The 26,234-nt window shown below is 43.4% G+C and carries 14 protein-coding genes; 1 reads left to right on the forward strand and 13 read right to left on the reverse strand.

Translation table 11 applies throughout. The features are described 5' to 3' along the window. Window positions 1-473 precede the first annotated feature (473 nt). The gene (locus DUT71_RS17845; protein WP_113663910.1) at window positions 474-2,909 is read left to right on the forward strand and encodes an outer membrane beta-barrel protein; all 2,436 of its coding nucleotides are present in this window, start codon (window positions 474-476) and stop codon (window positions 2,907-2,909) included. A 71-nt stretch (window positions 2,910-2,980) separates the two neighbouring features. Here DUT71_RS17845 and DUT71_RS17850 read toward each other — a convergent pair whose 3' ends face one another. The 13 genes from DUT71_RS17850 to DUT71_RS17915 all read right to left on the reverse strand — a co-directional run bounded on the left by DUT71_RS17850 (window position 2,981) and on the right by DUT71_RS17915 (window position 26,192). Beyond that, window positions 2,981-4,135, reverse strand: a complete 1,155-nt coding sequence (locus tag DUT71_RS17850) for a serine hydrolase domain-containing protein (protein ID WP_113663911.1) — start codon at window positions 4,133-4,135, stop codon at window positions 2,981-2,983. Between the two features lie 105 nt (window positions 4,136-4,240). Beyond that, a complete protein-coding gene (locus tag DUT71_RS17855) occupies window positions 4,241-4,795 on the reverse strand; it encodes a helix-turn-helix domain-containing protein (RefSeq protein ID WP_162796108.1) in 555 nt (184 codons plus the stop codon). A gap of 293 nt (window positions 4,796-5,088) precedes the next feature. After that, window positions 5,089-6,654, reverse strand: coding sequence for a DUF4832 domain-containing protein (locus DUT71_RS17860; RefSeq protein ID WP_113663929.1), 1,566 nt, complete (start codon window positions 6,652-6,654; stop codon window positions 5,089-5,091). 52 nt (window positions 6,655-6,706) lie between these two features. Further along, window positions 6,707-7,930: a SusE domain-containing protein gene (locus tag DUT71_RS17865; RefSeq protein ID WP_113663913.1), complete on the reverse strand. Its 1,224-nt coding sequence runs from the start codon at window positions 7,928-7,930 to the stop codon at window positions 6,707-6,709. A gap of 27 nt (window positions 7,931-7,957) precedes the next feature. After that, entirely contained in the window at window positions 7,958-9,607 is a 1,650-nt protein-coding gene (locus DUT71_RS17870) for a RagB/SusD family nutrient uptake outer membrane protein (protein WP_113663930.1), read from the reverse strand. 17 nt (window positions 9,608-9,624) lie between these two features. Next, on the reverse strand, window positions 9,625-12,621 hold the full coding sequence (locus tag DUT71_RS17875; protein ID WP_113663914.1) for a SusC/RagA family TonB-linked outer membrane protein: 2,997 nt from the start codon (window positions 12,619-12,621) through the stop codon (window positions 9,625-9,627). A 229-nt stretch (window positions 12,622-12,850) separates the two neighbouring features. Continuing rightward, complete coding sequence (locus DUT71_RS17880) at window positions 12,851-13,030, reverse strand: hypothetical protein (protein ID WP_113663915.1); 180 nt, start codon at window positions 13,028-13,030, stop codon at window positions 12,851-12,853. Between the two features lie 165 nt (window positions 13,031-13,195). Further along, complete coding sequence (locus DUT71_RS17885; protein ID WP_162796109.1) at window positions 13,196-14,350, reverse strand: glycosyl hydrolase family 28 protein; 1,155 nt, start codon at window positions 14,348-14,350, stop codon at window positions 13,196-13,198. Between the two features lie 123 nt (window positions 14,351-14,473). Then, window positions 14,474-15,664, reverse strand: a complete 1,191-nt coding sequence (locus DUT71_RS17890; RefSeq protein WP_113663917.1) for a glycoside hydrolase family 88 protein — start codon at window positions 15,662-15,664, stop codon at window positions 14,474-14,476. Window positions 15,665-16,364: 700 nt separating this feature from the next. Then, window positions 16,365-20,435 (reverse strand): hybrid sensor histidine kinase/response regulator transcription factor, encoded by a 4,071-nt coding sequence (locus tag DUT71_RS17900; protein WP_205313986.1) that lies wholly within the window; start codon window positions 20,433-20,435, stop codon window positions 16,365-16,367. Window positions 20,436-20,482: 47 nt separating this feature from the next. Further along, window positions 20,483-22,678 carry a glycoside hydrolase family 3 N-terminal domain-containing protein gene (locus DUT71_RS17905; RefSeq protein WP_113663920.1) on the reverse strand — a complete coding sequence of 732 codons (2,196 nt, stop codon included), beginning with the start codon at window positions 22,676-22,678 and terminating at the stop codon, window positions 20,483-20,485. A gap of 11 nt (window positions 22,679-22,689) precedes the next feature. Further along, on the reverse strand, window positions 22,690-23,457 hold the full coding sequence (locus DUT71_RS17910; protein WP_113663921.1) for a hypothetical protein: 768 nt from the start codon (window positions 23,455-23,457) through the stop codon (window positions 22,690-22,692). A gap of 8 nt (window positions 23,458-23,465) precedes the next feature. Next, entirely contained in the window at window positions 23,466-26,192 is a 2,727-nt protein-coding gene (locus DUT71_RS17915; protein WP_113663922.1) for a sugar-binding domain-containing protein, read from the reverse strand. Between the last annotated feature and the right edge of the window lie 42 nt (window positions 26,193-26,234).

The following is a 26,234-nucleotide window of genomic DNA, read 5'->3' on the forward strand; positions in this document are numbered from 1 at the left end:
AAAATAATAAATTTTGATTTAAGGCAAGGTTTGTAATGGTCTTTTTGGACAAATTTTGTTTACGGCCGCCATTTACATAGCGGGTGCAAACCTGAATCCGTTTAGTTTTCAAACAAATAACCGCTGTACACCTAAAATGCGCTTTGCATGGTGAGCAAGCTCCGTTGGACTTAAAGCATGCTCATTAGTGTTCCGAGACTGCAAGTTTGCGCTTTCGAAGCCCAAACTTGCCGTTAAAACAATTGACTGAGGCCTTTGGAAGGCCACTGTTAGGCCCTGAATAACTGAAGTTGCCAAAAACAAGCCTGTTTAATCTGCCTGCCCGTTCTCCAAAAACTCAAGGCCATGCATCAACCAAAATAAAAATTGGTTTTTTGAGTAGCAAATGAACATATACGAAAAATTTCGTAAAAAATAAATCCTTCATGCAACGAAGCGAAAAATGGTCTCGTCTTTTATGAAAATCTTTATCGATGAAAATAAATTTCCTACAAGATATTCCACTTAAAATCCGAGCTAACCAATGGGTGATCACGTTATTTTTAACCTTTTTGGCTACACAAATAGTAAATGCCCAAGAAAAAATCAAGTTTCAGGGAATAGTTAAAGACAGCATTAACCTACAAGCAATTCCTTACGCAAGGGCAAGTTTCCAAAAAGTTTCGCAACTCAAAAGCTCGGCAATCCATACTGCTTCTGATACCTTGGGCATGTTTACACTTAATTTAGACACCGGAGTTTATCAAATTTCGGTACAACTTGTTGGTTATGCGCCGCAGACGCAAAAAATCAAAATTATATCCAGCGGTTTACCTCCCGCCCTCTTTTTGCTCCAACCCATAGCCAACCAGCTCAAGCAGGTTGCCATAATTGGCAAAAAACCACTAATTAGCCAGCAAAAAGACAAATTGGTTTATGATGTGGAGCAAGATGAGGCGGCCAAAGGCGAAAATATTAGCGATGTAATGCGACGGGTGCCGATGTTAAGTGTAGATGGCGAAGGCAATGTGCAACTAAACGGGCAAACCAATTATAAAGTTTTGCTGAATGGGCGTGAAACCGCCATGTTTGCCCAAAATACCAGGGATGCGCTAAAGGGCTTTCCGGGGGCGGTGGTTGCCAAAATAGAAGTCATTACCTCGCCTTCGGCCAAATATGATGCCGAGGGTATTGGGGGTTTGATCAACATCATTACCAAAAAGGCCATTGTTGGTTATAATGGTTTTGTAAATGCGTACTACTCCAACATCAATTACCAAACGAGTACCAATTTTAGTGTGCGCTCAGGCAAATTTGCCATTACGGGAACTTACTTTTTAAGTGGCAATTACAATAACCAGTCAAAGGTGTTTAACGAAACGCTATCTCTACAACCTTCTGTTTATCAAAAACGATTTTTAGTAGGCCAGCAGGTAACCAACCGCTTTTTAAACAACGGCAACCTGGAGATGAGCTACAACCTCGATAGCCTGCAAACCATAGTTATTTATGGCAACGTAAGTGGTGGCCACAACAAAAGCAGCTTGGCACAAACCATTACTACAGCGGTGGCCAACGCAGCGCCGCAGCTTGATTTTTTCACCCAAAACATCCGAAATAATTTTCCAACTTACGGCCTTGGCAGCGATTTTATCAAGAAATTCAAGAGCCATCCGGAGAAGGAACTGAGTTTTAGGTTTAATGGCCTGTTCAGCAAAAATGATGGGCTTAACAATAGTTTAATGGACCGCACCAACGGGGATCTTTTCAGGAAAAACGACAATTATTCGAAAAATAGGGAGTACACCGTACAAACGGATTTTATCCAGCCCATTGGGCCATCGTTAAAATTTGAAACCGGTGCCAAATTTATTTTTAGAGATGCAGATGCCAACTATCTAAGCCTGAGCCGCACTGCCCAAGAGCTGCCTTTTGAACCCGATGCTTCCAATTCTGACAGTTTTGCCTATCAGCAACAAGTGTATGGCGGCTATGGCTCCGTAGCTTTTTCTTTGGGAAAACTTAATTTCAGAACGGGACTTAGGGCAGAACATACCGAAGTAGATGGCGATTTTTTTAACACCAACACCAAGGTTAAGCAAAGTTACACAACCTTTATTCCGGATTTTTCCGTAAATACCCAGCTTGGCAAAGGCTATACCATGATACTTGGCTACACCAAGCGCCTGCAGCGCCCTTACATTAACACGCTCAATCCTTTTATTCAGAACAACGATCCATTAAACCTTTCTTTTGGCAACCCTGAACTTGGCGCACAAACGATGCACACGCTATCATGGCAAAACCGAGTTTTAAAGGGAGCCAGTTTTTTTTCCTTTTCACTTACGGCATCCTACTCCGGCAATATGATTACACAGTACACCACGTTTGATGAAATTTCGGGCGTGAGTACCACACAATATGATAACATAGGCCGAAACCGAGAAATTGCCTCTTTAATTGCTTTCTCCTCTTCGATCAAAAAATTGAGAGGAGGCGTTAATGTAATGGTTCGTTACAACAAAATCGAAAATACTTTGATTGCCAGCCAGCAACAGGACGGCATTAGCGGAAATTTAGGTACTTTTTTCTACCTATCGCTTTACAAGAGCTTCTCCATTAGCGGCAGCGGCGGTATTAACCGGCCTCCCTTTACGCTGGTAAATAGCCAAAAGGCAATCCATTACTATCAGATCAACTTTGGATGCAAATTTTTCAAAGACAAACTTAGCACGACAGTTAATTTTAATAATTTTTTTGCCAAATGGCGAAATAATTACTCGTTTACCGAAGATCGCAACTTTAGCAACAGCCTACGTACCCAAACCCCATTTAGGGTAACCTATATAGGCTTTACTTATAACTTTGGCAAGCTGAAAGAAAATCTTTCGAAGAAAAAAGGCGTAAAAAACGACGATTTGATTAACTAGGGATTGGCGTACATGGCCACCAAAAGCTCGCAGGTTCCAATACCTGCGAGGGTTTTAGCTTAATGGACTTATTAACGATCTAAATGGCCCAGCCATTTAAAAGGCGAATAGGTATCGCCTATACAGGCTTTTACTATTTGTGCGCTAACACTTTCAAAATTTTCGCTGTTGCTCAACAACACCACCGCTATTCCTTTTTCGGGAAAGGCTACGGCATAATTCTGGTTGGCATCGCCGTGCCCGGTATGAAAAAATGCCTTGCCATAAGGCGATTGGAACAAACCTATTCCCAGGCCCCAGGCTAATTTAATGGCATCGTTTTCATGGGTCAAACTGTCTTTCAAGCTACCAAAACCACGTTTGCTGGTTACCGCAATTTGCGCACTTAACATTTGCTGAAGGCTGGCTTTGCTTAAGCCTTTGCTGGCCATTAACTGGAGGTAAAAACGGGCATAATCGCGAGCGGTGGTTGACATTGAACCTGCCGCACGGCTGCTTTGCCTTCTTTCTGAGCCGTATTTTTTGCCATCTTTAAAATAGGCATAGGAAAAATTGCTTTCAAAGGGCTTTTGCCAAATCATGCCGGTGCCAGCCATTTGCAGTGGGCCAAAAACTTCCTCTTGGGCAATCAATTCAAGGGGTTTACCGGTATATTCTTCTATCATAAACCCCAACAGATTGATGCCCTCGTTGGAATAGTAAAATTTTTGGCCCGGCCTGGCTATTAAACTGGCTTTATTGCCATATAATTGACGCAGCACGGGTAAGCCTGAACGATGCGCCAATAACATCCGGGGCGTAATTAAATTGAACGAAACGGTATCTTCGGCCAAGTCTTTCCATTTGGGATATTCGGCTATAGGTTTTTTTAAATAGGTATGCACAGGTTGATCTAACTTGAATATTCCACGATCAGCCAAACGCAGGAAAATATAGGCACTTACTGGCTTGGTTAGGGAAGCCGCATACATTACGGTGCTATCGTTCAAAGGTTTTTGGTTTTCTACATCCTTAAAGCCAAAACTAGAGGTCCATACGGTTTTATGGTTGTTGATGATGGCCACCTGTAATCCGGCAATGCGGGCACTATCTACCAAGCGGGCTATTGTTTTTTGGAGGGCGTAGGTACTTACCGATTGGCCATTGAGGTGTTTTACCGTGGCGGCATGTTGAGCAAATAAAGGAAATAGGTAAAGTGCAAAAGCAAGCGTAAGTAGGTTTTTCATCTTTTAAATTGTTTAGGACAAATTTAGGATGGCATATCGTTTGTTTCAACGACAAGTACCCGACACCTTTACGTCACTTTGGGCCTTTTGCCTCATTAAAGGCCATTATTTTAAAAAACTATAGGATAATGGGTAACGAATAGGCTGGCTATTGATGGCCCTGAACAGGTTGATCAAACACATCGCCATGGTGTAAAAATAAACCAATAACGCTAAGGGGAAACCTATCGGGAAAAAGAATATCAATAGAAAAATAGCGGGAACAAAAGCAAATGACATGGTGAGCTGGAAGTTGATGACCTGCTTGCCTTGGCGGTCGTATTCGGGCAACTCGTTTTTTTTCAGGAACCACAAAACGCCGGGGATAATGATGTTGAGAATGGGAAAAAACATCCCTATTAAAGCCGAAGCGTGAAACAGCGGCGTTAAATTGCCAGGCTTGGTTAATGGTGCAGGGTTTGCCGTGGGCTCGGTTTCCAAGAGGGTCGCTACGTCTACATCCAAAACATCTGCCAATAATTTGAGCGTAGCCAAGTGGGCCTCTACGGCACCTTTCTCGATCCGTTGGATTGTTCGGACACTTACGCCAGATAGAGCGGATAATTGTTCTTGACTTAACCCTTTGTTACGGCGGCAGCTAGCTAATTTGGATGTGGACATACACAAATATAGAAGTTGGAGCATAAAAAATAGTTCAATTGTTCATTGTCCATTCATTTTTGTCATGCAGCGAAGGCGCTCATTGTTTTTTGTTCTTCCGCAGATTGCGCTGATTGATGGCTTGGTTATTTGATAATTTTCTCCTTGGTTCATTGGCTGTTTAAGTGCGCTCAAATGAGATTTACTGCGTAGCTGCTATGGGGTTCCTGGTTACGCGCTGAATAACAGGAAGTACTTAAACGACAAAGCCGCAACTTTCGTTACGGCCCTGTTTCATTTAAATGATTTCTTATTTACTGTACTTGTACGTTAATGAGCTTTAACCATCCTTCAGGCGTGATGTCGCCGTTTACAGATAGTTTTATCCCTGGCTTATTGCCGTCGGTGGTATCAACAATGGCCACGGCCCAGGTATATGTTCCGGCAGGCACATCTACGTTGGCTTTTAGCTCATACTTTGTGGGTGCATTTTTCATCCACGTTGAAGGCTCACTGGCTTTATCCAGCAATACCTTTTTCACAGCGCCACTACCATCTAACAAGGCAAAAGCTACCTTATACTTAAAGTTCCACTGCGGAATATTATTAGGGAAATAGCCCCAGCCCATATTTCTCCAACGGTGCGTAATGGTGGTTTCGGTATTGCTGTTGAGTTTTTCTGGCAGGTAAACCTGATCCGGATATAAGCGATAGCCGCCTTCAGAAACAAAGCGCTGCACCAAGGTAAATGACTTAGCAAACCAGCTTTCAATATCTCCAATACGGAAATCCATGGTATTTACGGCAGCTTCTAAGGAGGCATCAAATTCCCCTTTCCGCACATCTTCGGGATGGCCTTCGCGGTACTTGCCGCTTGGATCAGTCCAATAACGGTGGGTGCCGCTGGTGATCCAGCCGCCTTCCATCAAAATTGGACGTTTAAAATTCCAGGCTTTGGCAAAATTCTTTTCCCAAGTTTGGTAGTAGTCGGTCATGCCAAAAGCATCTTGGCGAAGGCTGTATCCTTTGTTGATCAATTTGACAAGTAATCTTTCTGAATTAGGATTGGCTGAGCCCCAGCTTACGGGATCTCCCACTACCCTATGGTAGTTTATGGCCAAAGGAATTTTGGTGAATGTTCTGGTGTAAAGGTCAGATATCCAGTCCATCACTTCTTCTTTGGCTTCTTCAATTTTTGCGACAGGTGTGCTAGCCGCTGGATCAAAATAGACGACGTTATGCGCCTCGCCCCATTTTCCCAAACCGTAGGCGTCAATGAATGCCGTTTTCTTTGGATCGTTAAAATCCTTGGCCAGCTCTTCGATAAATTTGGTGTAATACTGCCTGAAAACGGGATCTTGTGGGTATGGGGTTTTGCGTGTAGGATAGGCGGCATTTTCCAGGTAAAATTTCGCACCTGCGTCAAACACAAATTGCGGGGTATTCAATCCTTGGTCGCGGCCGTCTACTACAATACGAAAAGAGATGGGCAAACCTCTGCTTTCGGCACCTTTAATCATTTTATAGATTGCCGTACTGGGGTCTCGCCATGCGTAAACCCCGTTAGCAGGGTTAAATGTAGCCCAGTTGGTACGGATGTAGCAGGCCGAAGCATAATCAATAGCCTTCACCCTTTTTCCCAAATCTGGCACATAATATTCCGTATCCCAATAGCTTTCCAGGCCAGATCCCGAGCCATACATCACCCATCCGTTTAAAGGGTTGCGGAATACGGAACTCCTGTTATAGTTAGGTTTTACCAATGTTCCCTGGGCTTTTGTAGCCTCATCTTCCTTGTTTTTTTTACAGGCAAAAACCAGGAGGCACATGATTGCGGCCAACGTTTTTAGGCCTGCTATTTTATAGTTTTGTTTTTTCATTTTGAGTAACCTTAAATTTAATTTATACTCCAGCATTTTTACAGGTTTTGATTTAGCGTTTCTCTGCTAGGATAGTGTTGTTCCGTAAATCAAAAATCAGCACATTGGTGGTTGCGGGAATAGTGTAATAGGAGTTGCGCTGCGCACTGGTGGTTCCGCCCGCCAATTCGGTCACTTTTCCTAGGATCAGCGTAAGTTCCTGCGCTGTGCCGGTACCACTTACGGGAGCGGTAAAGGCGTAGGCCAAGTTCTTATTATTATCCGTACCACCATATACAATAAACTTGGCTTTTCCAACCCTGCCGCCAGTATATACAAGTACTTGCGGGTCGGCCAAACTTACTTTACAGTCCATTTTAATTGGGGCGCCCCAACTGTTGATTTGTCCGTGCATCCATAACTCGGCAACTGTAGTGTTGTATACTACGCCGCCGTCGCCATTCCAAGTAACTACCCTTGGGGTTAGCGCCTGCGCAGGCGAGTAGATGGTTGCTGTGGCTTTTTGCATGTTTACCACTACGCGGTACTCGCCGGCTGTTTCTATCTTCCATGCAAATTTGGCTTCACGCATTTTAATCGGTACTGCCTGTCCATCTTTAAGTGTGGTGCTGGCATCTGCCGCTACAATGTAGTTGGTAGTTCCGTTGAACTCTACTGGGATTTCGAGGTCACCTGGCTGTAAATTCAATACATAAGCGTATTGGTTAAGGTTTTCCAAGGTTGCCGGCATTTCGATTTTATTAATGCCCTGAATGGCGCTTCCGGCCAAAAATACTTTATCGGCATCAAAAACTACGGTTTTAATTGGCGTTACCACTACGCGTATGGTACGTACTTCGGGAGCTTCAAAGGTTGCACCACCTTGCCATTCGGCCACTACCCTAAACTCCAGGGTAAAAGATTTGTTGGCTGGTATTCCCCATTTTTCATTTGCCCAGTTCTGCAACTGTTCTGAGGTGAAGCTTCGGCTAAATACGCCGTCGTCTTCATAAGTAAAGATAGCGGTTGATGAGCCAAAGTTATTGCCCAATACATCTAAACTGGTTGTGTACGATACCATGTGGTCATCAGACTGCGGCCTGGCAGGTGTCCAACTGAAAGTGACGATATCTTTTCCAAGGTTATTTTCATCGAGCGCAATATTTGCCGCCGAGGCCTTGAGTTCCATTTTTTCTTGAACTTTTGGAATGTCGTTGATTCCCTTTTTACAGGCCGAAAGGCAAAGTACAAAGCTCAAAAACAATAAGGTTCTATTTAAATAGTTTGTTCTTTTCATCTGTTTATTTTTTTTACAACATTGTGGTTAGTTGCCGTATCCTGGGTTTTGCGGGAATGGAGCATCTCTATTCGAATCTCTGATTGCCTGTGGAATTGGCCATAGTGCATGGTTTTCATTCACCTTGTCTTTAATTGCGGTGTTATAGGCTTTCACACGTTCCACATATTTTTTGGTACGCACCAAGGTAAATCTTCTGCTTTCCTCACCTACCAATTCCCTGATACGTTCATCCAACAGATAATCCATGTTCATTTGTGCGGCCGCCACATCTCCGGCACCGGCTCTCCTGCGCACTTCGTTTACGGCATCAGCAGCTTTCGAAGGGTTATTTTGTCCGAGATAAGCTTCGGCCAATAGCAGGTAAGTTTCGGCCAGGCGAAATTTCATGCGGTCTTTGTAGCTGCCGGTTAAACTTAGGTTTTCGGTACGTCCGTAGAAAAACTTGGTAATTGCAGGGAACAATGTTTTGGTTGTAAACCAAGTTTGCTCGGTAATTGCGGCTTTCTTTCCATATAGGGCGGCGTCACCAGCATTGTTGTAGTACCAATCACGTTTAATGTTATAATTTGAATTTCGGATATCATTGGTGTTAAAAATACCCGCAACATTTCCGGTGGCGTTGGTACGGTTTGTGCCCATCCACCATTTCATAGGTACCAGTTGGGCAATACCACGGCCGCCCAACGTATCGGCTAGTACAAATCCGCTGATTGACGAGTAGTTTGGAATCCAGGCCCTGCGTGTCCAATCATCGGAATTGGTGCCGCCGCCAATCACGTTAAATTGGAACTGCAATACCCAGATACTTTCTTTGTTGCCGCTTTTTCTATTTTGATTGTTTTCTAGGAACATATCGCTGAATACATCCCCGGGTTTGTCTTTATTTACGCCAAATCTGGTTTTCATCAGGTTGTAATATCCGCTGTTGATTACCGCCAAGGCTGCCTTTTCTGCTTCTGGGTAATTGCCCTGCAGCAAATAGATTTCGCTTAACAGGTGGCTTGCCGCCCATTTGGTTAATTTTCCTTCTTTCAAAGTACTGGCATCTGGGTTTGTTGGCAAATGGTCAACGGCAAATTTGAGGTCATCTACCATGTGCGCAATTACTTCGGCTTTAGGGGTGCGCTCAAAATTAAGTTTGAAATCGTACAGAATGGTTTCTACGTAGGGCACGTCACCATATAAATAAACCAGGGTACGGTAGGCATAGGCCCTAAAGAAACGGGCTTCGGCCTGAAAACGAGCTTTGTCTGTTGGCAAGTCCCAATTGGTATTTTTATCGGCATAAACGAGCATCAGGTTTGCCGAAGAAATTAAGCTGTAGGCCCAATTCCAATAGGTTCCTACAAATCTTTCGGATGGGGTGAGGGTTAGGTTGGCAAAGGCCATTAACGAGGCGTCGCTATTAATAACATCAGCAATATCGGTAGCTGCCTGCAAGGCTTCATAAGGAGCGGCACCGTTGTGGATATAGGCTCCGCCTTCGCCATAGGTATTATATTCTGAACGCGTTAATGCGTAAAGTCCGGTACTGCCTACTTCAAACCCATAGGTACTGGTATAAGTATTGGTTGGGGCAAGTGCTGTCTTCAAATCTTCTTCTAAAAACTTTTTACAGCCACCCGACGAGAACAATATGGTAAGTGCAATACTTGCTTTGATTATATTTTTCATTTTCATGTGGTATTAAATTAAAAGTTTACGTTTAGACCGAACATATATGAACGAGCTGTTGGATACGATGCCATCCAGGTATTGTCGTAGTTAAGCACTTGTCGGATGTTGGAGAAAGTGTGCAGGTTATTTACGCTGGCATTTACATCAATACCACTTACGCCTATTTTTTTGGCAACGCTTTGCGGAACTCTATATCCGAAAGTGATATTCCTAACTTGTACATAGTTCACTTTTTTATAGTAGCCATGTCCCACGGGATTTAGATAGCCGGGAGAAACAATGGTAGCATTTGGATTTTCAGGAGTCCAGTAGTTGGCACCATGCACATAATTGGTAATTCCAAAGGTCCATGCGCCGATGTTGGCCATGTGGTCATCACGCCATACGCCAAAAACGCCAGTTACCAAAGCTGATGCATAAAAGTTTTTATAGCTTAGCCTGTTGGCAAGTGAAGCCGTGTAACGTGGATTTTTAGAGCCGATCACTTTCCTATCACGGGCATCAATAATTCCGTTGCCGTCCAAATCTTCCAGCTTGGCCGAACCAGGTACTGCGCCCGCAACATTAGGTGTTTCTCCGTTTTGCCATACACCAATCATGTTTTGATCAAAAAATACCCTTAACGGCTTGCCGATGTACCAATTGTTTCCGATGTCATCTTTTCCGTCGCCCCTTAGTTCCACAATTTTGTCGCGGTTTAAAGAAAGTACTGCTGTAGAGCTCCATTTGAAATTTCGCACATCAACGTTAACGGTATTTAGTGTTACCTCAATTCCTCGGTTTTGTGTTTCGCCAATGTTATCCCAAATCCTACCATAACCGTTCATGATTGGAACAGCACGCTGCATGAGCAAATCTTTGGTTCTGGAACTATACATGTCTATTGTACCGCTCAATCTGTTTTTAAACAGCTGAAAGTCGATACCGAGGTTGGCAGAATAAGTGGTTTCCCATTTTAAACTAGGGTTACCGATCCCATCATTGGCAAGGTATGCTGTATTTACCGCAACGCCGTCATCGCCCCATATATATTTCACGTTTGAGTACAAGCGGTCTAAGGTTTGGTACTCTCTGATGGCCTGGTTACCATTGGCACCGTACGAAACACGCAGTTTAAGCATATCCAGCCAGCTTACCTTGTTTTTCAGGAAGCTTTCGTCGCCAATATGCCAAGCTAGGGCCGCTACGGGGAAAAATGCATATTTGTTGTTCACTCCAAAAACCGAAGAACCATCTGTACGGCCTGTTAGCGTTAACAGGTACCTGCCCTTGTAGCTATAGTTCAAACGGCCCATGTATGATAGCATTGCGTTTTCGACCAAGCCTGAATTGATGATGATATTACGTGCCGCAGAACCTATCATAAAATATTCCGAATCATCGGTAAGGTAGCCTTCGCCACTTTGAGAGGAGCTTACCTGCTTTGTTTGCTGCATACTGAACAAGCCTGTGGCTTCAAAACGGTGATCACCAAATTCGCGTTCATATTTCAACAGGTTTTCCCAGGTATAATCAGTGTACTGCGAATTGCTTATTGAAGCTTTTCCACCCACTTGGGTACCTTGTTCCCTGCCGTCGAAGGTATCTCTTCCGTAATAGGTACCGTTAAAGCCGTTTCTATAGTTGTAGCCAAAATTTGAGCGCAAGGAAAGGCCCTTAACCGGCAACTTTATATCGGCATAGCCAGAAAGGAAAAAGTTGTGATTGATGATATCCTGAACGGCATTTACATTACGCATTGGATTTACAATCAACGAATATTCCATGGGTTCAGGCACATAATTCCCTGAGGCATCCTTGTAGCTACCATAAGGACTTTGCTTAATGGCGTGCTCAAGATTGGGCGTAATGCCGCCATCGCTTCTGCGGGTGTATTGCATACCTATCCCAATGGTTAACCATTTGTTGAAGGTTTGATCAATATTGGTGGTCATGTTTAAACGAGACAAGCGTGAATTGTATACTACCCCATCTTGTTGCAAAGCGGCTAGTGATGCCATGTATTTGGTGGTTTCTGTTCCACCAGAAATACTCAATTGGTGGTCGGTGGTTAATGCTCTTCTAAACACATAGTCCTGCCAATCGTGGGTAATTCCCTTGGCGTAGTTTCCGCGTTCGGTTACACTGATGATATCTCCGGCAATGGGGTCTAATAAAGATCCGCTAAAGCCTTGCCTCAACCTTCCAATATCCTGTTGAAAACGGATATATTCGTTTGGCCCCATCACATCAATGGTTTGCATGGGTTCGGCCATGCCCAACTGCCCGCGATAAGCCACTTGTGCCTTGCCTAATGAACCTCGTTTGGTTTGGATCAGGATAATACCGTTTGATGCACGAGAGCCGTAAATAGCGGCCGCCGATGCATCTTTTAAGATACTTAGGTTTTCGATATTGTTTGGATCAAGATCGCTAAGGGTACCACTATAAGGTATTCCATCTAAAATAATCAACGGCTTGTTATCAGCCTGTATGGAGTTTTCGCCACGGATCAGCAAACTTTGGCTAGCCCCGGGGGCAGCATTGGCGGTGGTAATGGTAAAACCGGCCACCTGTCCCACCAGGCGGTCCATCAAGTTAGGGGTAGATACCATGCTCAGCTGCTCTTTTCCCACTACGGCCAAACCGCCGGTGAGGTCCTTTTTCTTGGCCGTACCGTAGCCTATTACCACGATCTGGTCCAAGGTTTTATCTCCCGACATTTTCACGTTGATTATGCCTGTAGGATTAACCTTGATTTCTTGCGGGTCAAAACCAATGTAGGAAAACACCAAAGTAGCTGTAGGAGCTGCCTGTAGGGCATAGTTTCCGTCAGCATCTGTAGAAGTTCCGTTTTTTGTTCCCTTGATGATTACCGATACGCCAACCAGCACTTCTCCCTTCTCGTCGGTAACCTTTCCTTTAATTCTAATTTGATCTGTTTGTTGTGAAAAGCCATAATTTGTTGCCATCAGCAGTATGGCCACCATCATGAGCCAGCTCTTGAGCTTGATGTGTAGTTCTTTTATCATTTAGTTTTATATTGGTTAGCATTAAAAATTTATCATTTATGTTCCGCTCAACTGATATGGAGCGAAAAAGCTTGGTTCATTTAAATTTTACGATAGGCACTGGTTTTGTTTGGTTCAACTTCTATTTCTTATCGTTGGTGCGGGTTGTATCTTGCATTGCTGCACCAACTTTATTTATCCATAAAATGATATTTGGAGCCTCGGCAACGAGACCGCTCAAAAGCGCTGCTTATTTCATCCAAACAGCCTTAAGCACTGCCCACAACCGGTTTGTTAAACTACCTGCCTGATAGTTTGCAGAAATTAAAAACTGATAACGAGGCAGCTTATTGATTATGCGCTGAATGCTCGATTTTGGACGGGCCTGTTCACTAGCAATTGCTAAAATGATGAGTTGGTTAGTTTTCATACTTGGTCTTAGGTTGTACAATTGGTTACAACAAAACTATATACATCAAACATCCGTAGGGTTCGTTTTTGTACGAAAATGGTTTGGTTTTGTACAACCAGATGGAATGTGTACATTTTTATACCTCCATAAGGAAAAAAATGGCTTGCTTAATAGAAAATTGGCTTATTGCGCAATGGTTTTAACGTTGTCAACAACTACCGTTTCACCAAATTTCGCCACGATAGGCTCTCCGTTACCGATATATAAAATATCTCTAAAGCTGGCATGGGAAATTCCCTGTGCTTTTATGGGGTGGTGGCTAATGATGTTCCTTACAAACAGCCCCGTAACATTGGCTGCATACTCAACCACCAAGCCCTGTTTAGCCAAAGGGCTGATGATCATGTTTTCGATGAACACGTTCTTTATCCTTAATTTGCCCACGGGCATAATACGGATGGAACGGTGTGAAATGGAATAAAAATCCTGCCAGTTTTGAAGATAAATATTTGAAATGTTATCTATTTCTCCCCGATATACAGAGCCACTTACCACGTTTACATTTTCCTTGCCGGCCTCTACCCCGGTATCGGTTAAACCGATATTGATAAAATCATCGCCACTTTTGCCTTTGCAATTGGCAATGATGATATTCTTACAACCAAACCTTATGCCCAAACCGTCCTGGTTCAGCACCTGACGGTCGGCGCCCGCCACATTGACCGCCTGCCTTACGTTAAAGGTAATATCCTTTACTTGGCCGTTACTACAACGTTCCAAAACCAGGCCATGGGCATGGTAATCTTTCAAAACGATACCGCTAATTTCAAAGCCGTCTACATAGGCCAGTATCATGGCGTGGTTGCGCCAACCGCCTTTTTGGTTCTCGTTTGGCTTGTCGGCATCGCTTCCGTACGACTGGCCAAAACCGTTTGGCGATTTGGATAGTGTTTTATTGTGGTCGCCTGTAGCGCGTGGGTTATTGGCCCCCTCTAAAAGTACATTGCCTTTGCCTATGATCTTGATATTTTTTAAAGGTTCGAGGGTAGAAATGCCCAATCCGGCATTTTCCGAACGGATGAAGTTGTCCCTACATTTATCCGACAGCTTGATTTTGCAGTTATTGAGCTCCAATTCGAAATCTCCGGGAACTAAAATAGCCTCATCTATCAACCATATATCAGTTTTTGCGATGGCATCATATCTGGGGATAACCACCTTTCTCGTTGTTTTTTTGGCGTCATTGATGGCCTTTTGTATCCGCTCGGTTTGGGAGCCTTTGGAATACCTATTGGGACTAAGATCAGTTTCCGTTGGTTTTTGGTTGCTGGCTGCCATTAAAGCGGTGAAACCGTACATGCAGATGCAGCACACTAAGAATACTTTCCTTGAGATTAACATGGTTGTAGTAACGATATTTTAAAGTAAGAATAGCTGTTTTTTCTATTATTTGGCAAATATTTATAACCTTTTCTTTAATCGGGTTAATGCCTCCAGGTAATAATAATCAGCGTAGGTTAGCGGCGCATCAATTTCAGACTTGAAAGGGTAAGCTCCGGTACTGTGTTTGAGGATGAAATCTCCGTTTTCTCCTGGCCTTGCCGTATATTCTGCCGATGAAAGGGTCCTAATTTGTGTATCTACTACGGCCATGTATTTCTTTTTCAAGCCAGCATCCACAAAATCGCTCAATTCCACTAGGGCCGATGCCATGATACAAGCTGCCGAAGCATCACGAGGCGTATTGGGAATTTGCGGCGCATTATAATCCCAGTAGGGGATAAAATTTTGGGGCATTTGCGGATGGTTGATTAGGAAATTGGCGATACTTTTAGCCTGTTCCAGATAACGTTTGTCTTTTGTTTCACGATAAAGATAGGTGTAGCCATATAAGCCCCAGGCCTGTCCACGGCTCCAGGCCGATTCGTCGCCAGCGCCTTGATGGGTCTGTTTTCTGTGTGGAACACCTGTTTCCCGATCGTACGAAACTACGTGATATGAGCTATAATCGGGGCGAAAATGATGTACAATGGTTTTATCCGCATGGGACAGTGCTATTTTTCTGAAGTTTTCGTCTTTGGAATAATCAGCGGCCCATAACATCAATTCAAGATTCATCAGGTTATCAATAATTACCGGATATTGCCAAATGTCTTTTCGATCGTCCCATGAACGGATCAAACCTACCTTTGGGTCAAAACGGGTAGCTAACGATTTTGCACCAGTAAGCAGCACTTCCTTATAACGCTCCTGGCCAGTAAGGCGCAAGCCATTCCCGAAACTGCAGTAGAGCATAAATCCTACGTCATGGTTGTCGGTGGTATATTTCTCTCGCTCTACCCTATCGGTATATAGTTTGGCATATTTCAGCACTTCCTGGTTTTTGTTATGCTCATATAAATACCAAAGTGTCCCTGGGAAAAAACCACTGCACCACCACCTGGAATCGGAAGAAACATCTTTTCCATTTTCAAAAGTCCTGGGCAACCTGCCTGCCTGGTTTTCGTACTTTTTAGCCATCAGCAAGCTTTGTTGTTCTGCAAAATCAAAGGCTTTATCCACTACATTTTTTAAGGATTGGGCTTTGGTTTGGCCCGTAATAAGGAGTGCTATTAAAAATAGCTTAGAGAAAGTTTTTCTCATCTTGTTCATTTATTTTGGTTTTGGAAATACGTTGTTGCTTGCTGGCCAATAGGCCTAGATAATTTTTCATACGAGGTCTTAGGATTTATTTGGTGTTTCCAAAACTAGCATAAACGCAATTTGAAAGGGTTCGTTTTTGTACGGAAATGGTTCGCTTTCGTACGTGGGCAGCTAGCCCCTCTCTCCGCTGTGCAGTTTCTCTCGCTAAAAGGGAGCGAGAACCGTTTGAGAAAGCCAGCACAAATTTTAATAGAAACAATACTTGATGTCCTAGCACGATCTATTCCCTCTCTTTTTCAAGGCGTACCTGTTCCGATTCATTGGAAGGACGAGGAAGAGGTTTTTATCCCATATCGCTTTAAGATCCTGAAATAAATTCAGGATGACGGTTAAAAAAACGGTCAATGCAAAGCTGACAATAACGAAAATGAGGATCCTGTGGTGTAGAAGACTTACGAAGTTTAACTTTAGTTGTCTATTATCCTCAAAGGTAAAACCGAGGGCTTCGCCGTTTTAAAACTTCGTAAGTCTTTTGGGAACCGTACCGTTCCCATAGCGTCATTCCCGTGAAAACGGGGATCTTAGAGCATATTGAAGCCGATTATGCTTTAAGATCCTCCCCTACCGAAATCTCGGTACAAGTAGTGCTCTGGATTATAGATGACAGAAATGAATGGACAGTGAACAATTGAACGAATGAACAATCCAGTTATTTCTTCCCAGCACCGATAGAAGATTTCTTCTTCATTTCCGAAGGACTTATTTCGAACTGTTTTTTGAAGCACACACTGAAGTACTTGGCATTGTTAAACCCTGTCTGATAAGCTACTTCGGCCACGGTTAAATCAGATTTTTCCAATAAGTAAGCACTTCTCTTCAATCGGATATTTAAAATAAACTCTTTAATGGACATGCCTACAATGTCGTGGATTTTTTGGTAGAGGATTGTCCGCCCAACATTCATGTCCGACACAAAATCATCTACCGAATAATTGGCGTTCGCAATGTTGTGTTCAATTACTTTCATGGCCTTTACCAACAGTTCCTCATCCATAGAGGTAATGGTCACATTAGCAGGATCTACCTGTATGCGCTTGCTGTATTTTTCTTTGAGTTCCTTTTGGTTCTTTAATATGGTGTCAATTTGTTGCAACAGATAATCTACATCAAAAGGCTTATCAATAAATACACTTGCGCCATATTCCAGGGCTTTGATCTTATTCTGGTGATCGTCGCCATTGCCCGAAATCATGATGATTGGAATGTGGCTGGTTTTAAAGTTGTGGCGTAAGCTACGGCAAACCTCAAATCCATTCTTGTTGGGCATTACCAAATCGGTAATGATCAGTTGCGGGTAGATTTTTTCGGCCTTGATCAAACCCTCCATGCCATCACTGGCCGTGTAAACGTTGTATTTTTCGGCCAATCGCTGCTCCAGGTAAGCACGCATGGCGGGATCATCCTCAATCAACAATAAACTGTTGGCTTTTCTGGCGCTCGAGGTAGAATTTTCTGGTTCCGCAGCATCCAACATAATGTCGTCTATTTCAGAAATGGTATAATCATATACGTTCGATTGCATATCGCCAGAGCTGGCCTGTGTTTTTAAAGGCAACATAATGGTAAAGGAAACCTTATCGGCCTTGTTCACCATCCATATTTTTCCGCCAAGCACATCAACCAGTTCTTTCACAATGGCCAAGCCTAAACCTGAGCTTTCTTCAAAGGTTGGCCGATGTGACGAGAGACGGTTAAAAGACGTAAACAAGGTGGCTATTTGCTCTTCCGAAAAACCATCGCCGCTGTTGAGCACTTCAATGGAAATATAGGCCGTGCCCTGCTCAACCAAAGGTTGCGGCAACCTTGTTTTTTCCTGATCAGTAGCGGCATAGATGCGAACCCCCACATAACCCTTATTTGGCGTGTATTTTAAGGCATTAGAAAATAGGTTGGTCAGTATTTTCTCGATCACATCATAATCAAAAGCCACCTGCAGGTTATCCTGATAAGCAGAAATATTGGTTTCTATTTCCTTTTTATTGGCATACAGTTCAAACAGCCCAAAAACGTCTCTCACAAAGTTGATGAAATCACCAATTTGCGGATTGAGCGTTATTTTCTGACTTTCTATTTCTCTGAAGCGCAGCAATTGGCTGATCATCCGTTGGATACGGGTCACGTTTTTTTCAATCAAGCCCATGTAGCCTTTGGCACTATCGTTGGTTCCCAAGGTTTCTTTAAGCTGTTTGAGCGGTTGCATCACCAAGGTAAGCGGTGTTTTTAAATCATGGGAAATGTTGGTAAAGAAATCCGTACGAGCTTGGTTGAGCTCCCGCATATTTTTTTCCTTCAAGGCTTCTAATGCTAGTCTTTCCTTAAATACTTTTTTGTTGGTATAGTATCTGATGATGAAAAACAACAATGCAAAAGCGAGTGCGGTGTAAAAACAATAGGCCCACCATGATAAAAAGAAAGGCGGATCTACGTGGATGTAAAGTTGCGAGATTTGATCGCCCCAAAGGCCATCATTATTAGAGGCCTTGATTTCAAAGGTGTAATCGCCGCTAGGCAGATTGAGAAACTGCACCGATCGTTGGTTGTTGTGGATCACCTGCCATTTGGTACCCAAACCCTTCATCCGATAGGCAAACTGGTTCTTATCGGCAGATAAATAACTATCGGCCGAGAACCTGATCTCGACATTAGATTGTTTACTGCTGAGCCTGATCCTATTTTCCTTTTGGTTAGATAAGCTGGCAATATCCTTCGCCAACGGCGATTGCGCTGTTTGTGGGGTGATTTGTTTATTGTTGACGAAAAACCCGGTGAAGAAAACCCTGGGCTTTTGCGGGTTTTTATTTAAATAAGCAGGATCAAAAAGCAGAAATCCGTTGGTTCCGCCAAATAACATCTCTCCCTTGGCTGTTTTGTAGGCGGCACGGATGTAGAACGATCCGCAACTATTTTCCTGATAAAACCTTGCTTTTTCAAACGTTTTGGCTTTGGCATCATAATAGTAAAGTCCATCGCTGGTGCTCAGCCAGATGTTTTTAGAGGCACTATCTTCCAAAATACCAAACACCATTTTAGCCGGCAAGCCATTTGTGCCGCTGTAATTTAGGTAACTTCCATTGGGCTTAAGTACGTTTACCCCTTTTCCCAAGGTCCCCAACCATAAATCGCCGTTAGAGGCCAGATAAAAACTGCATAGGTAATTGGCAGAATACGAAGCGTCTTTGATCATGTAATGCTTCAGTACTTTTTGAGTGCCGGGATCGACAATAAAAAAACCCTGATGGGTAACCAAGCAAAGCTGATTTTGCTTATCTACAAACAAGGCTTCAATTTCCAGATACAATTTCTCGCCATTGGCGCCAATTACCCTGGTCATTTCTATGGGGCCTTGCGCTGTTTTCCGATAAAAGAACGATTTGTCGGGATCGGTCATCCACCAAGTGCCCTGCTGGTCGCGAGCGAAATCGTAAACCGTTAAGGGCTGTTTGCTTTCGGGCGATATAAAATCAAGGCTACCGAAATTTCCGTTAGCCGCATTATAGGTGCCAATTCCACCACTAAATGCCGAAATGTACAACTGCTTGCCCTGTGGATCAAATTTGAGCCGCTTGATCATGTTGGAATTGGGCGAATTGCCCGCCGATTTTACAAAATGCCTGAAGGTGTCACTTTGCCTATTCCAACAATTGAGTCCTCCACCTTCGGTCCCGATCCAGATATTCCCCTGATGATCTTCCTGGAAGCTGCTCACAATAGGATGACTTAAGCCGCCCGGACTGGGATTAAAATACCGCACCCGTGAATCGTACAGAGAGCAATAAGCAATTTTACCGCCGTAAGTACCTATCCACGCACCTTGATCGGGATCGGGGTAAATGGTCCAAATAGAGTTATTGGGCAGGGAAAAAGCGTCATTCAAATTCATGCGTAAAAAATTGCTGCTTTCCTTTGCCGGATCATAAAGGAAAAGCCCGGCCTGGGCTGCCACCCATATCACGCCTGTTTGGTCTATATAAAGTTTTTTGGAGATAAAAGATTTGGTGCCATTAATTACTACAGGAATATTTTTTTGAACTGCGCCTGTGCCGTCAGTCACAAAAATCCCGCCACGCTGGGTTAAAAAATAGTATAACCCTTGGTAGTTCAACGCATCGTTTACGGCATTTGTTGAGCCTCCAAAATTGGCAAAAGGAATAAATTTCCTTTTGGCCATATCCACTTTTTGCAAAACGGCATCCTGTGTAATGTAAACGCTGCCATTTAAACTGATGAGGTTGTTGAAAGATTGATTTTTGGGCAAAACAAAACCATCGGTTTTATTGGTTTGCGGATCATATCGTTTCAAACTATCGGCAGACAACATGTACAATTTGCCATCGCCATTTAAACAAAGTGAACGTACCTTTCCATCAATCACCACCTCAAACGAAAATTTGTCGTAATTGAATTTCAGCAAACCATGTCCAGTGCTCAGGAATAAATTTCCCTTTTTATCCCTGATTACCGAACCGAAGCCCCATTTCACTTTGGGTTTAATGGAAAAAACAATATCGTTCAGTTGGTAAAAATTGTTCCCATCATACATGAAAAGCGCATCTGGTCCCGTGTACCACATTCTTCCCAAACTGTCTTTCGCAATGCTTTGGATTCCGCCGTAATAAGAAGTTTCGGGCATAATATGAAACCTGTACTTTGAAACATCAATGGCAAAAACACTCTGAAAGAGGAGCATAAGAGAGCAGGCAAGCAGACTGTATCTTTTCATTTATAAGGATTTCCGTTCGTGGTTAAATTTGGTTAAAGCTCAAACCCTTAATCTACGATTTCTATCTTAATTTTCTTGTTTTTCACCAAAATGTTGTAATCTCCTGTTTCCAGGAAACGTTTTCCATCGCCATCCACAAAGCTGAGATCTCGCTCTGGATCAATGTCAAATTGATAGATTTTGGTTTCTCCCTTTTTCACGAGTTGCTTTTCGAAATACTTCAATTCTTTGATAGGTCGTGAAATAGTCGATACCGGATCTTGGATAAACCAATGTACGGTTTCTACCCCATCTCTATCGCCCGTATTACTTACCGGAATTTCCACCGTGAGTTTTTCACCACGCTTAATTTGCGTAGCAGATACTTTTAAATCGCCATATTGAAAAGTGGTATAGCTTAAACCATGCGCAAATTCGTATAAAGGCGTGCTTTGAATGTCCTGATATTTACCTTGATGTGGGCGGGCACTTTGTCTGTAATTGTAATAAATAGGAATTTGACCCGTGGAATAAGGGAAGGTCATGGATAGTTTACCAGAAGGATTTACCCTGCCCGACAATACCCTTGCCAATGGTTTACCTCCGGGCGTTCCAGGGTGCCACATGGTTAAAATGGCATCACTGATGGGTTCCAAACGGTTAAGTTCCAACGGGCGGCCACTCGATAATACCAATATCACTGGTTTGCCCAGTTTTTTCAGCTCCACGGCCAGTTCTTCCTGTATTTGTGGCAACGCAATCGTTGAGCGTGAAGCATTTTCGCCGCTCCAATTTTTCTTTTCGCCCAAGCAAAGTACAACCACATCGGCGTTTGCCGCAACATTTTTAGCTTCTTCAAAATTCTTTTTGTCTTGTCCATCAAAATCACAGCCTAAAGCATAGGTCACTTCGGCTTTGCCTTTATATTCTGCTTTTAAAGCATCCACCACGGTGGTCACATCTTCGGCATTGCCTTGTGCGGCCCATGAACCTAGCAAATGCCATTTGGTTTGGGCAATTGGTCCAATTACCGCAATTTTAGCGGCTTTATTTAAGGGTAAGGTTTTATTTTGGTTCTTTAACAAAACTATCGATTCTTCTGCCAATTGCTCGGCAATTTTCATGCTTTCTGGAAGATAAAATCTTTGTTTCTCGGTAGTGGTTCGGGTGTAAGGACGGTCAAATAATCCCAATCGGAATTTCACCCGCAGCACTCTTCTTACGGCATCGTTCAATAGGTTTTCAGGCACTTTACCTTCGGTTACCAATTGGCCAAGGTGGTTATCATAACACCTGTTCATCATGTCCATTTCTACGCCTGCGATAAAGGCTTTTAAAGCGGCTTCTTTTTTATTGGCAGCCACACCTTGCGGACGCAACTGTTCTATCGATCCCCAATCAGATACCACAAAGCCATCGTGTTTCCAACGGTTTTTAAGTACCTCGGTTAAGGTGTAATGATTTGCCGAACCAGGTGTTCCGCTGATGTCGTTAAAGGAGCTCATTAAAGTTGCCGCTCCCGCTTTTACGCCCTGCTCGTAGGGCAGCATGTAAGTGTCCCACAGCGTTTGCCTCGAAATCTCCGAATACACATAATCACGTCCTGCTTCGGAGGCTCCGTAACCCACATAATGTTTTAGGCAAGCCGCTACGTTTTTCTCGCTCGACATGTCTTTACCTTGATAACCTTTTACCGAAGCCACGGTAAACACCGCATTGGTGTAAGGGTCTTCCCCGTAACCTTCGGCTACACGGCCCCAACGTCCATCTCTGGCCACATCAATCATGGGCGAAAAAGTCCAATCTACCCCCGACATTCGGGCTTCCTGGGCGGCTACGCCACAAGCTTGCTCCACCAACTTGGGATTCCATGCACAGGCTTGGGCCAAGGAGATGGGGTAAATGGTACGAAAACCGTGGATCACATCGTAACCAAAAATGATGGGGATACCCAAACGGCTTTGTTCCATCGCCTTTTTCTGCACCTTGTTACGCAAATCGGCATTGCTGCCGAAATAGATGAGCGAGCCAATTTGGGCTGGAATATCGTTCACTGGATCGGCCATGTTATTGGCATTGTCGTTACGCCCCAAGGTAAATTGGTTAAGCTGCATTACCTTTTCTTCTAAAGTCATGCGGGCCAACAAGTCTTCAATTCGCTTTTCAATGGGTTGCTTGGCATCTTTATATAGCGGATTTTCAGCTTTGTAGCCAGAAAATAAGGTAAGGGCGATTAGGGATAAGAGTAAGGTAACCTTTTTCATGATTGTTTAGTTTATTTAAAAACGGGGGTTTGCGATAGTTTCATGGTTTTTTGCTGGGGTTGCTTTAGTTCGAAAACGACGATTTCATTTTCGCCTTTGGCTAAATCTTCGGTTGGGATTAGGATGGAACGTTGCTTTTCTTCTTCCCAGTAGGAACCCAAATATTTCCCGTTAATCCAAACTTCGCCCATTCCCCAACCAGAGATATCGAGATAAGTATTTTCTACGGCATCCAAACGGAACGTACCTTTATAAAACCCAGGATTTTCGTCGCTTAAATTGACATCGAATTGAAGATTTTTAACGGGGAATTTCCGCACATTAAGTGGCAGCATTTTCCAGTTTTCGATCTCGTTTCCATCCAAGGTAATTCCGCCAAACAGGCCCTTGGAATTATCCGTGATTTCGGGACCGTAGGTAATCCTGCCAATGTTTTCTACATAAATTTGCAGCAGGTATTTTCCGGGCTCGGTTTTAATGGCCATCTTTTTGCGGTTATCGGTGAGCGTTCCCTGTAGCTTTCCATCCACGTACACCGCTGCGTAATTCCGTACATTTTCTAGCTCCAAGGCTTCGTTTTCTGTTTGGGTTACAATTTCCGTTTGATAGAGCACATAGCCAAATTCAACGTTCAGGTCGTTCATGGATAGCAACTGCTCCGACTCCACCACGGGCAAATAAACTTGTGCTAAGGACGCTTTTTTATCCAAGATGATTTCTTGCGCATGCAATACCTGACTGGCCAACATGCCTAAACTTAATGCGATTCTCCACTTCATCTGACTTCCTATTTTGTTAAAAACGATTGAATAAATGATTCTTCTACCTGTACTTCTGGCGCAAAACGATTGCTTTTCACATAGTTGTCGATGCTGTAAAGCAACTGCTGCGTAGCAGGGCGCTTGTCCATGTCTTTTTCGGTATCTAAGGCCAACACCAACAGTTTTCCGCCGTTCATTTTAGCTTCGAAACCAATGCCCAATTTTTGGTTATTATCGTAACTATCGATAATTTGAATAAACGGACGAAGCTTTTCAGGAGCGTTTTGCATTTCGATCACCTTGGCATTGTTTAAAATATCCCACCATTGCCAATCGGTATGATAAGAAGTGCTGAAATCATTAAACATGCCTTGTTTGTGGTGAATTAAACTACCAATGGTCATGGGTGGCCATGCAAACATAATTGGGTTCCAAAAGTGGTTATGGAAAACTGATTTACGGCCTTTCACTTGGTTTGGCGATGGATAAAGCACTACGGTTTTACCTTGCGCCAGTTGTTTTTTGGCCGCATCGTCATATACGGTGGTGTAAAGCACCTGATTGGTAGATTGCATGAGGTTTTGATGCGGCGGGTACACCCAAATGTCCCAACTGTTTTTGATTTGGTCGTTCACCGAAACATGTACCGTAAGCTTTTGCTTGTTGGCAACACCTTTTAAAGGAATAGCAAATTCACCTACCGGAAATACGCCATCATTACCAATGGTTTGGGTTTTTAAATTACCCTTTTGCAATACCTTTCCAGTTTCGTCGGTAAGCCACCATTTTAATTTGGCATTTTTAAGGACCGCATTACTGTAGTTATACACTTCGGCTTTGCCTGTGAAGGTTTCGTTATTGAAATAGGCACTCTTCTCGTAACGCAATAAGGCTACGGTAGGTCCACAAAATTCTTTAAACTTCTCTGGCGTGACCAAACCTTTCGAATCCCAGAAAGGATCCAAAATACCTACCGGGGCATAACCTTGACCAGGGAAATCATTGATAGACAGCAATTGGAAACCCGCCGATTTTGAAGAACGTAACAGTGCTTCAATCACTGCTTTGTACTCCAAAACCGTTAATGCGCCCGAGGCACGAAAAAAGTCGTTAGCCTGATCGAGCATGCCGTTTTTTTGCAACAGGTCTTTAAATACCTCAAAGTTGCGGGCTTCTACAGGGCTGTTGGCATATTTTTTAATTTCCTCGAAGTTGGGGTACACACAACGTTGCCCCGACTCGTGGGAAATTACCGGCACGTCTACATCTGATTCTGTGCTTCTATCCCAATCGGTATTGGGCAAACCTTCGTAAACTTTTACAGGGCCTTTGTTGGTTTGTTGCGATACGTAATATTGGTCTGATTTTACCCGGGTACGAGCCGTGGAACCACTGAACAGGTGACGCGAATCCAACTTTCTACCTTCGGCGGTCAATTCCTCAATAAAATCGAAGTTGCCCGTAATTTCGTTACCATTGCAATACAACACAAATGACGGATGGTTCCCGTATTCCTTTAAAATGGCTTTAATTTCCCTACGGAAAAAGTTGTAACGGTCTTCATCGGGTTCGGCATCTTTACCCCACATCGGCATTTCTACCTCAAAGTAAATCCCGTGTTTATCCGCCATGCGGAAAGCAGCTTTTGGAGGGCACCATGAGTGGAAACGCAAATGGTTCAATCCATAATCTTTCATGAGCAACATGATGCGTTCCCACGAGGCATCGTCTACTGGCGCATAGCCTGTTTTAGGGAAAACCGCATTTTCTACATTGCCCCTTAAGTGAATGGGACGATTATTGAGCAACACGTGACTTTTGCCTTGTTTCACTTCACGCATGCCGAAAGTATCGGATTTAGCATGCTGATAATTAGTCTTCCCATCAGAGGTGTTCAATTGAGCGGTAATTTGATAAAGATTGGGGTTAAACTCGTCCCATAGTTTCACATTTTTACCCAGTGGAATAGTGCTTTCTACAAACGTAACCGAGTCGTTGCTCACTACAGCAATCTCACTTTTAAGGTTATAATTTGGGCCAGTAATGGTAAAATTGGCTTTTCCTTTTACCTGCTTTTTGGTGTCGTTATTTACCTGCAACCTTACCTTAATGGAGTTGTTGGCAATATTTGGATAAACCTGTAGGTCTTCCACAAAAACAGGGTCAATAGCCATGAGCTTCATTTCTCCCAATATCCCGTTCCAGTTAATTTGGGTAAACTCGGTGTGGGCGTGGTTCCACTTATGGGTTTTGTACTGATATCTGTTATCGATACAAACCGTGATGCGATGCGTTTTACCTGGTTTTACAAATTCGGTTAAATCGTGGTTATGTGGTACGCTGATGTAATCAATTTGGCTTACCTCCTTGGTATCTACATAAATGGAGCTTAACCAATGGGTACGTTCAAAATACATGAAGATTTTTTTCCCTTTCCAAGCGGCAGGAATTTCGATATCACGTTGGTACCAGGCCGGGCCCATGTATTCGTATTTGCGGGTTAGGCGATCGATGTATTTGTAGGGGACTTTATAGCCAATCTGATAATCGTCGGTAATGCCGGGAAGCTGAATGGTTTCCTGCAGCTCATGGTTATACCTTGGCGATAATGAGCCTCTACGGAAATCCATCACATCGGTTTGGAACTTCCAAGTGCCTGATAAATCTACAACGTTTTGTGCTTTTAGCGCTCCTACCTGCGCCACTAATAGGATTAAAAATATATGCGTGAGATGTCTTAACTGATTATTCATTGCGGTGTGGTGTCTACTGTTTCTTTCGTGTGTTTAGCGTTG

Source organism: Pedobacter nanyangensis (assembly GCF_003313505.1).
Classification (GTDB): Bacteria; Bacteroidota; Bacteroidia; order Sphingobacteriales; family Sphingobacteriaceae; genus Pedobacter; species Pedobacter nanyangensis.

Coding starts and splice junctions, on each gene's coding strand:
- DUT71_RS17880 (WP_113663915.1), bottom strand. CDS start 13,030: ATGAAAACTAACCAACTCATCATTTTAGCAATTGCTAGTGAACAGGCC.
- DUT71_RS17905 (WP_113663920.1), bottom strand. CDS start 22,678: ATGAAAAAGGTTACCTTACTCTTATCCCTAATCGCCCTTACCTTATTT.
- DUT71_RS17875 (WP_113663914.1), bottom strand. CDS start 12,621: ATGATAAAAGAACTACACATCAAGCTCAAGAGCTGGCTCATGATGGTG.
- DUT71_RS17855 (WP_162796108.1), bottom strand. CDS start 4,795: ATGTCCACATCCAAATTAGCTAGCTGCCGCCGTAACAAAGGGTTAAGT.
- DUT71_RS17900 (WP_205313986.1), bottom strand. CDS start 20,435: ATGAAAAGATACAGTCTGCTTGCCTGCTCTCTTATGCTCCTCTTTCAG.
- DUT71_RS17890 (WP_113663917.1), bottom strand. CDS start 15,664: ATGAACAAGATGAGAAAAACTTTCTCTAAGCTATTTTTAATAGCACTC.
- DUT71_RS17865 (WP_113663913.1), bottom strand. CDS start 7,930: ATGAAAAGAACAAACTATTTAAATAGAACCTTATTGTTTTTGAGCTTT.
- DUT71_RS17915 (WP_113663922.1), bottom strand. CDS start 26,192: ATGAATAATCAGTTAAGACATCTCACGCATATATTTTTAATCCTATTA.
- DUT71_RS17860 (WP_113663929.1), bottom strand. CDS start 6,654: ATGAAAAAACAAAACTATAAAATAGCAGGCCTAAAAACGTTGGCCGCA.
- DUT71_RS17910 (WP_113663921.1), bottom strand. CDS start 23,457: ATGAAGTGGAGAATCGCATTAAGTTTAGGCATGTTGGCCAGTCAGGTA.
- DUT71_RS17850 (WP_113663911.1), bottom strand. CDS start 4,135: ATGAAAAACCTACTTACGCTTGCTTTTGCACTTTACCTATTTCCTTTA.
- DUT71_RS17885 (WP_162796109.1), bottom strand. CDS start 14,350: ATGGCAGCCAGCAACCAAAAACCAACGGAAACTGATCTTAGTCCCAAT.
- DUT71_RS17845 (WP_113663910.1), top strand. CDS start 474: ATGAAAATAAATTTCCTACAAGATATTCCACTTAAAATCCGAGCTAAC.
- DUT71_RS17870 (WP_113663930.1), bottom strand. CDS start 9,607: ATGAAAAATATAATCAAAGCAAGTATTGCACTTACCATATTGTTCTCG.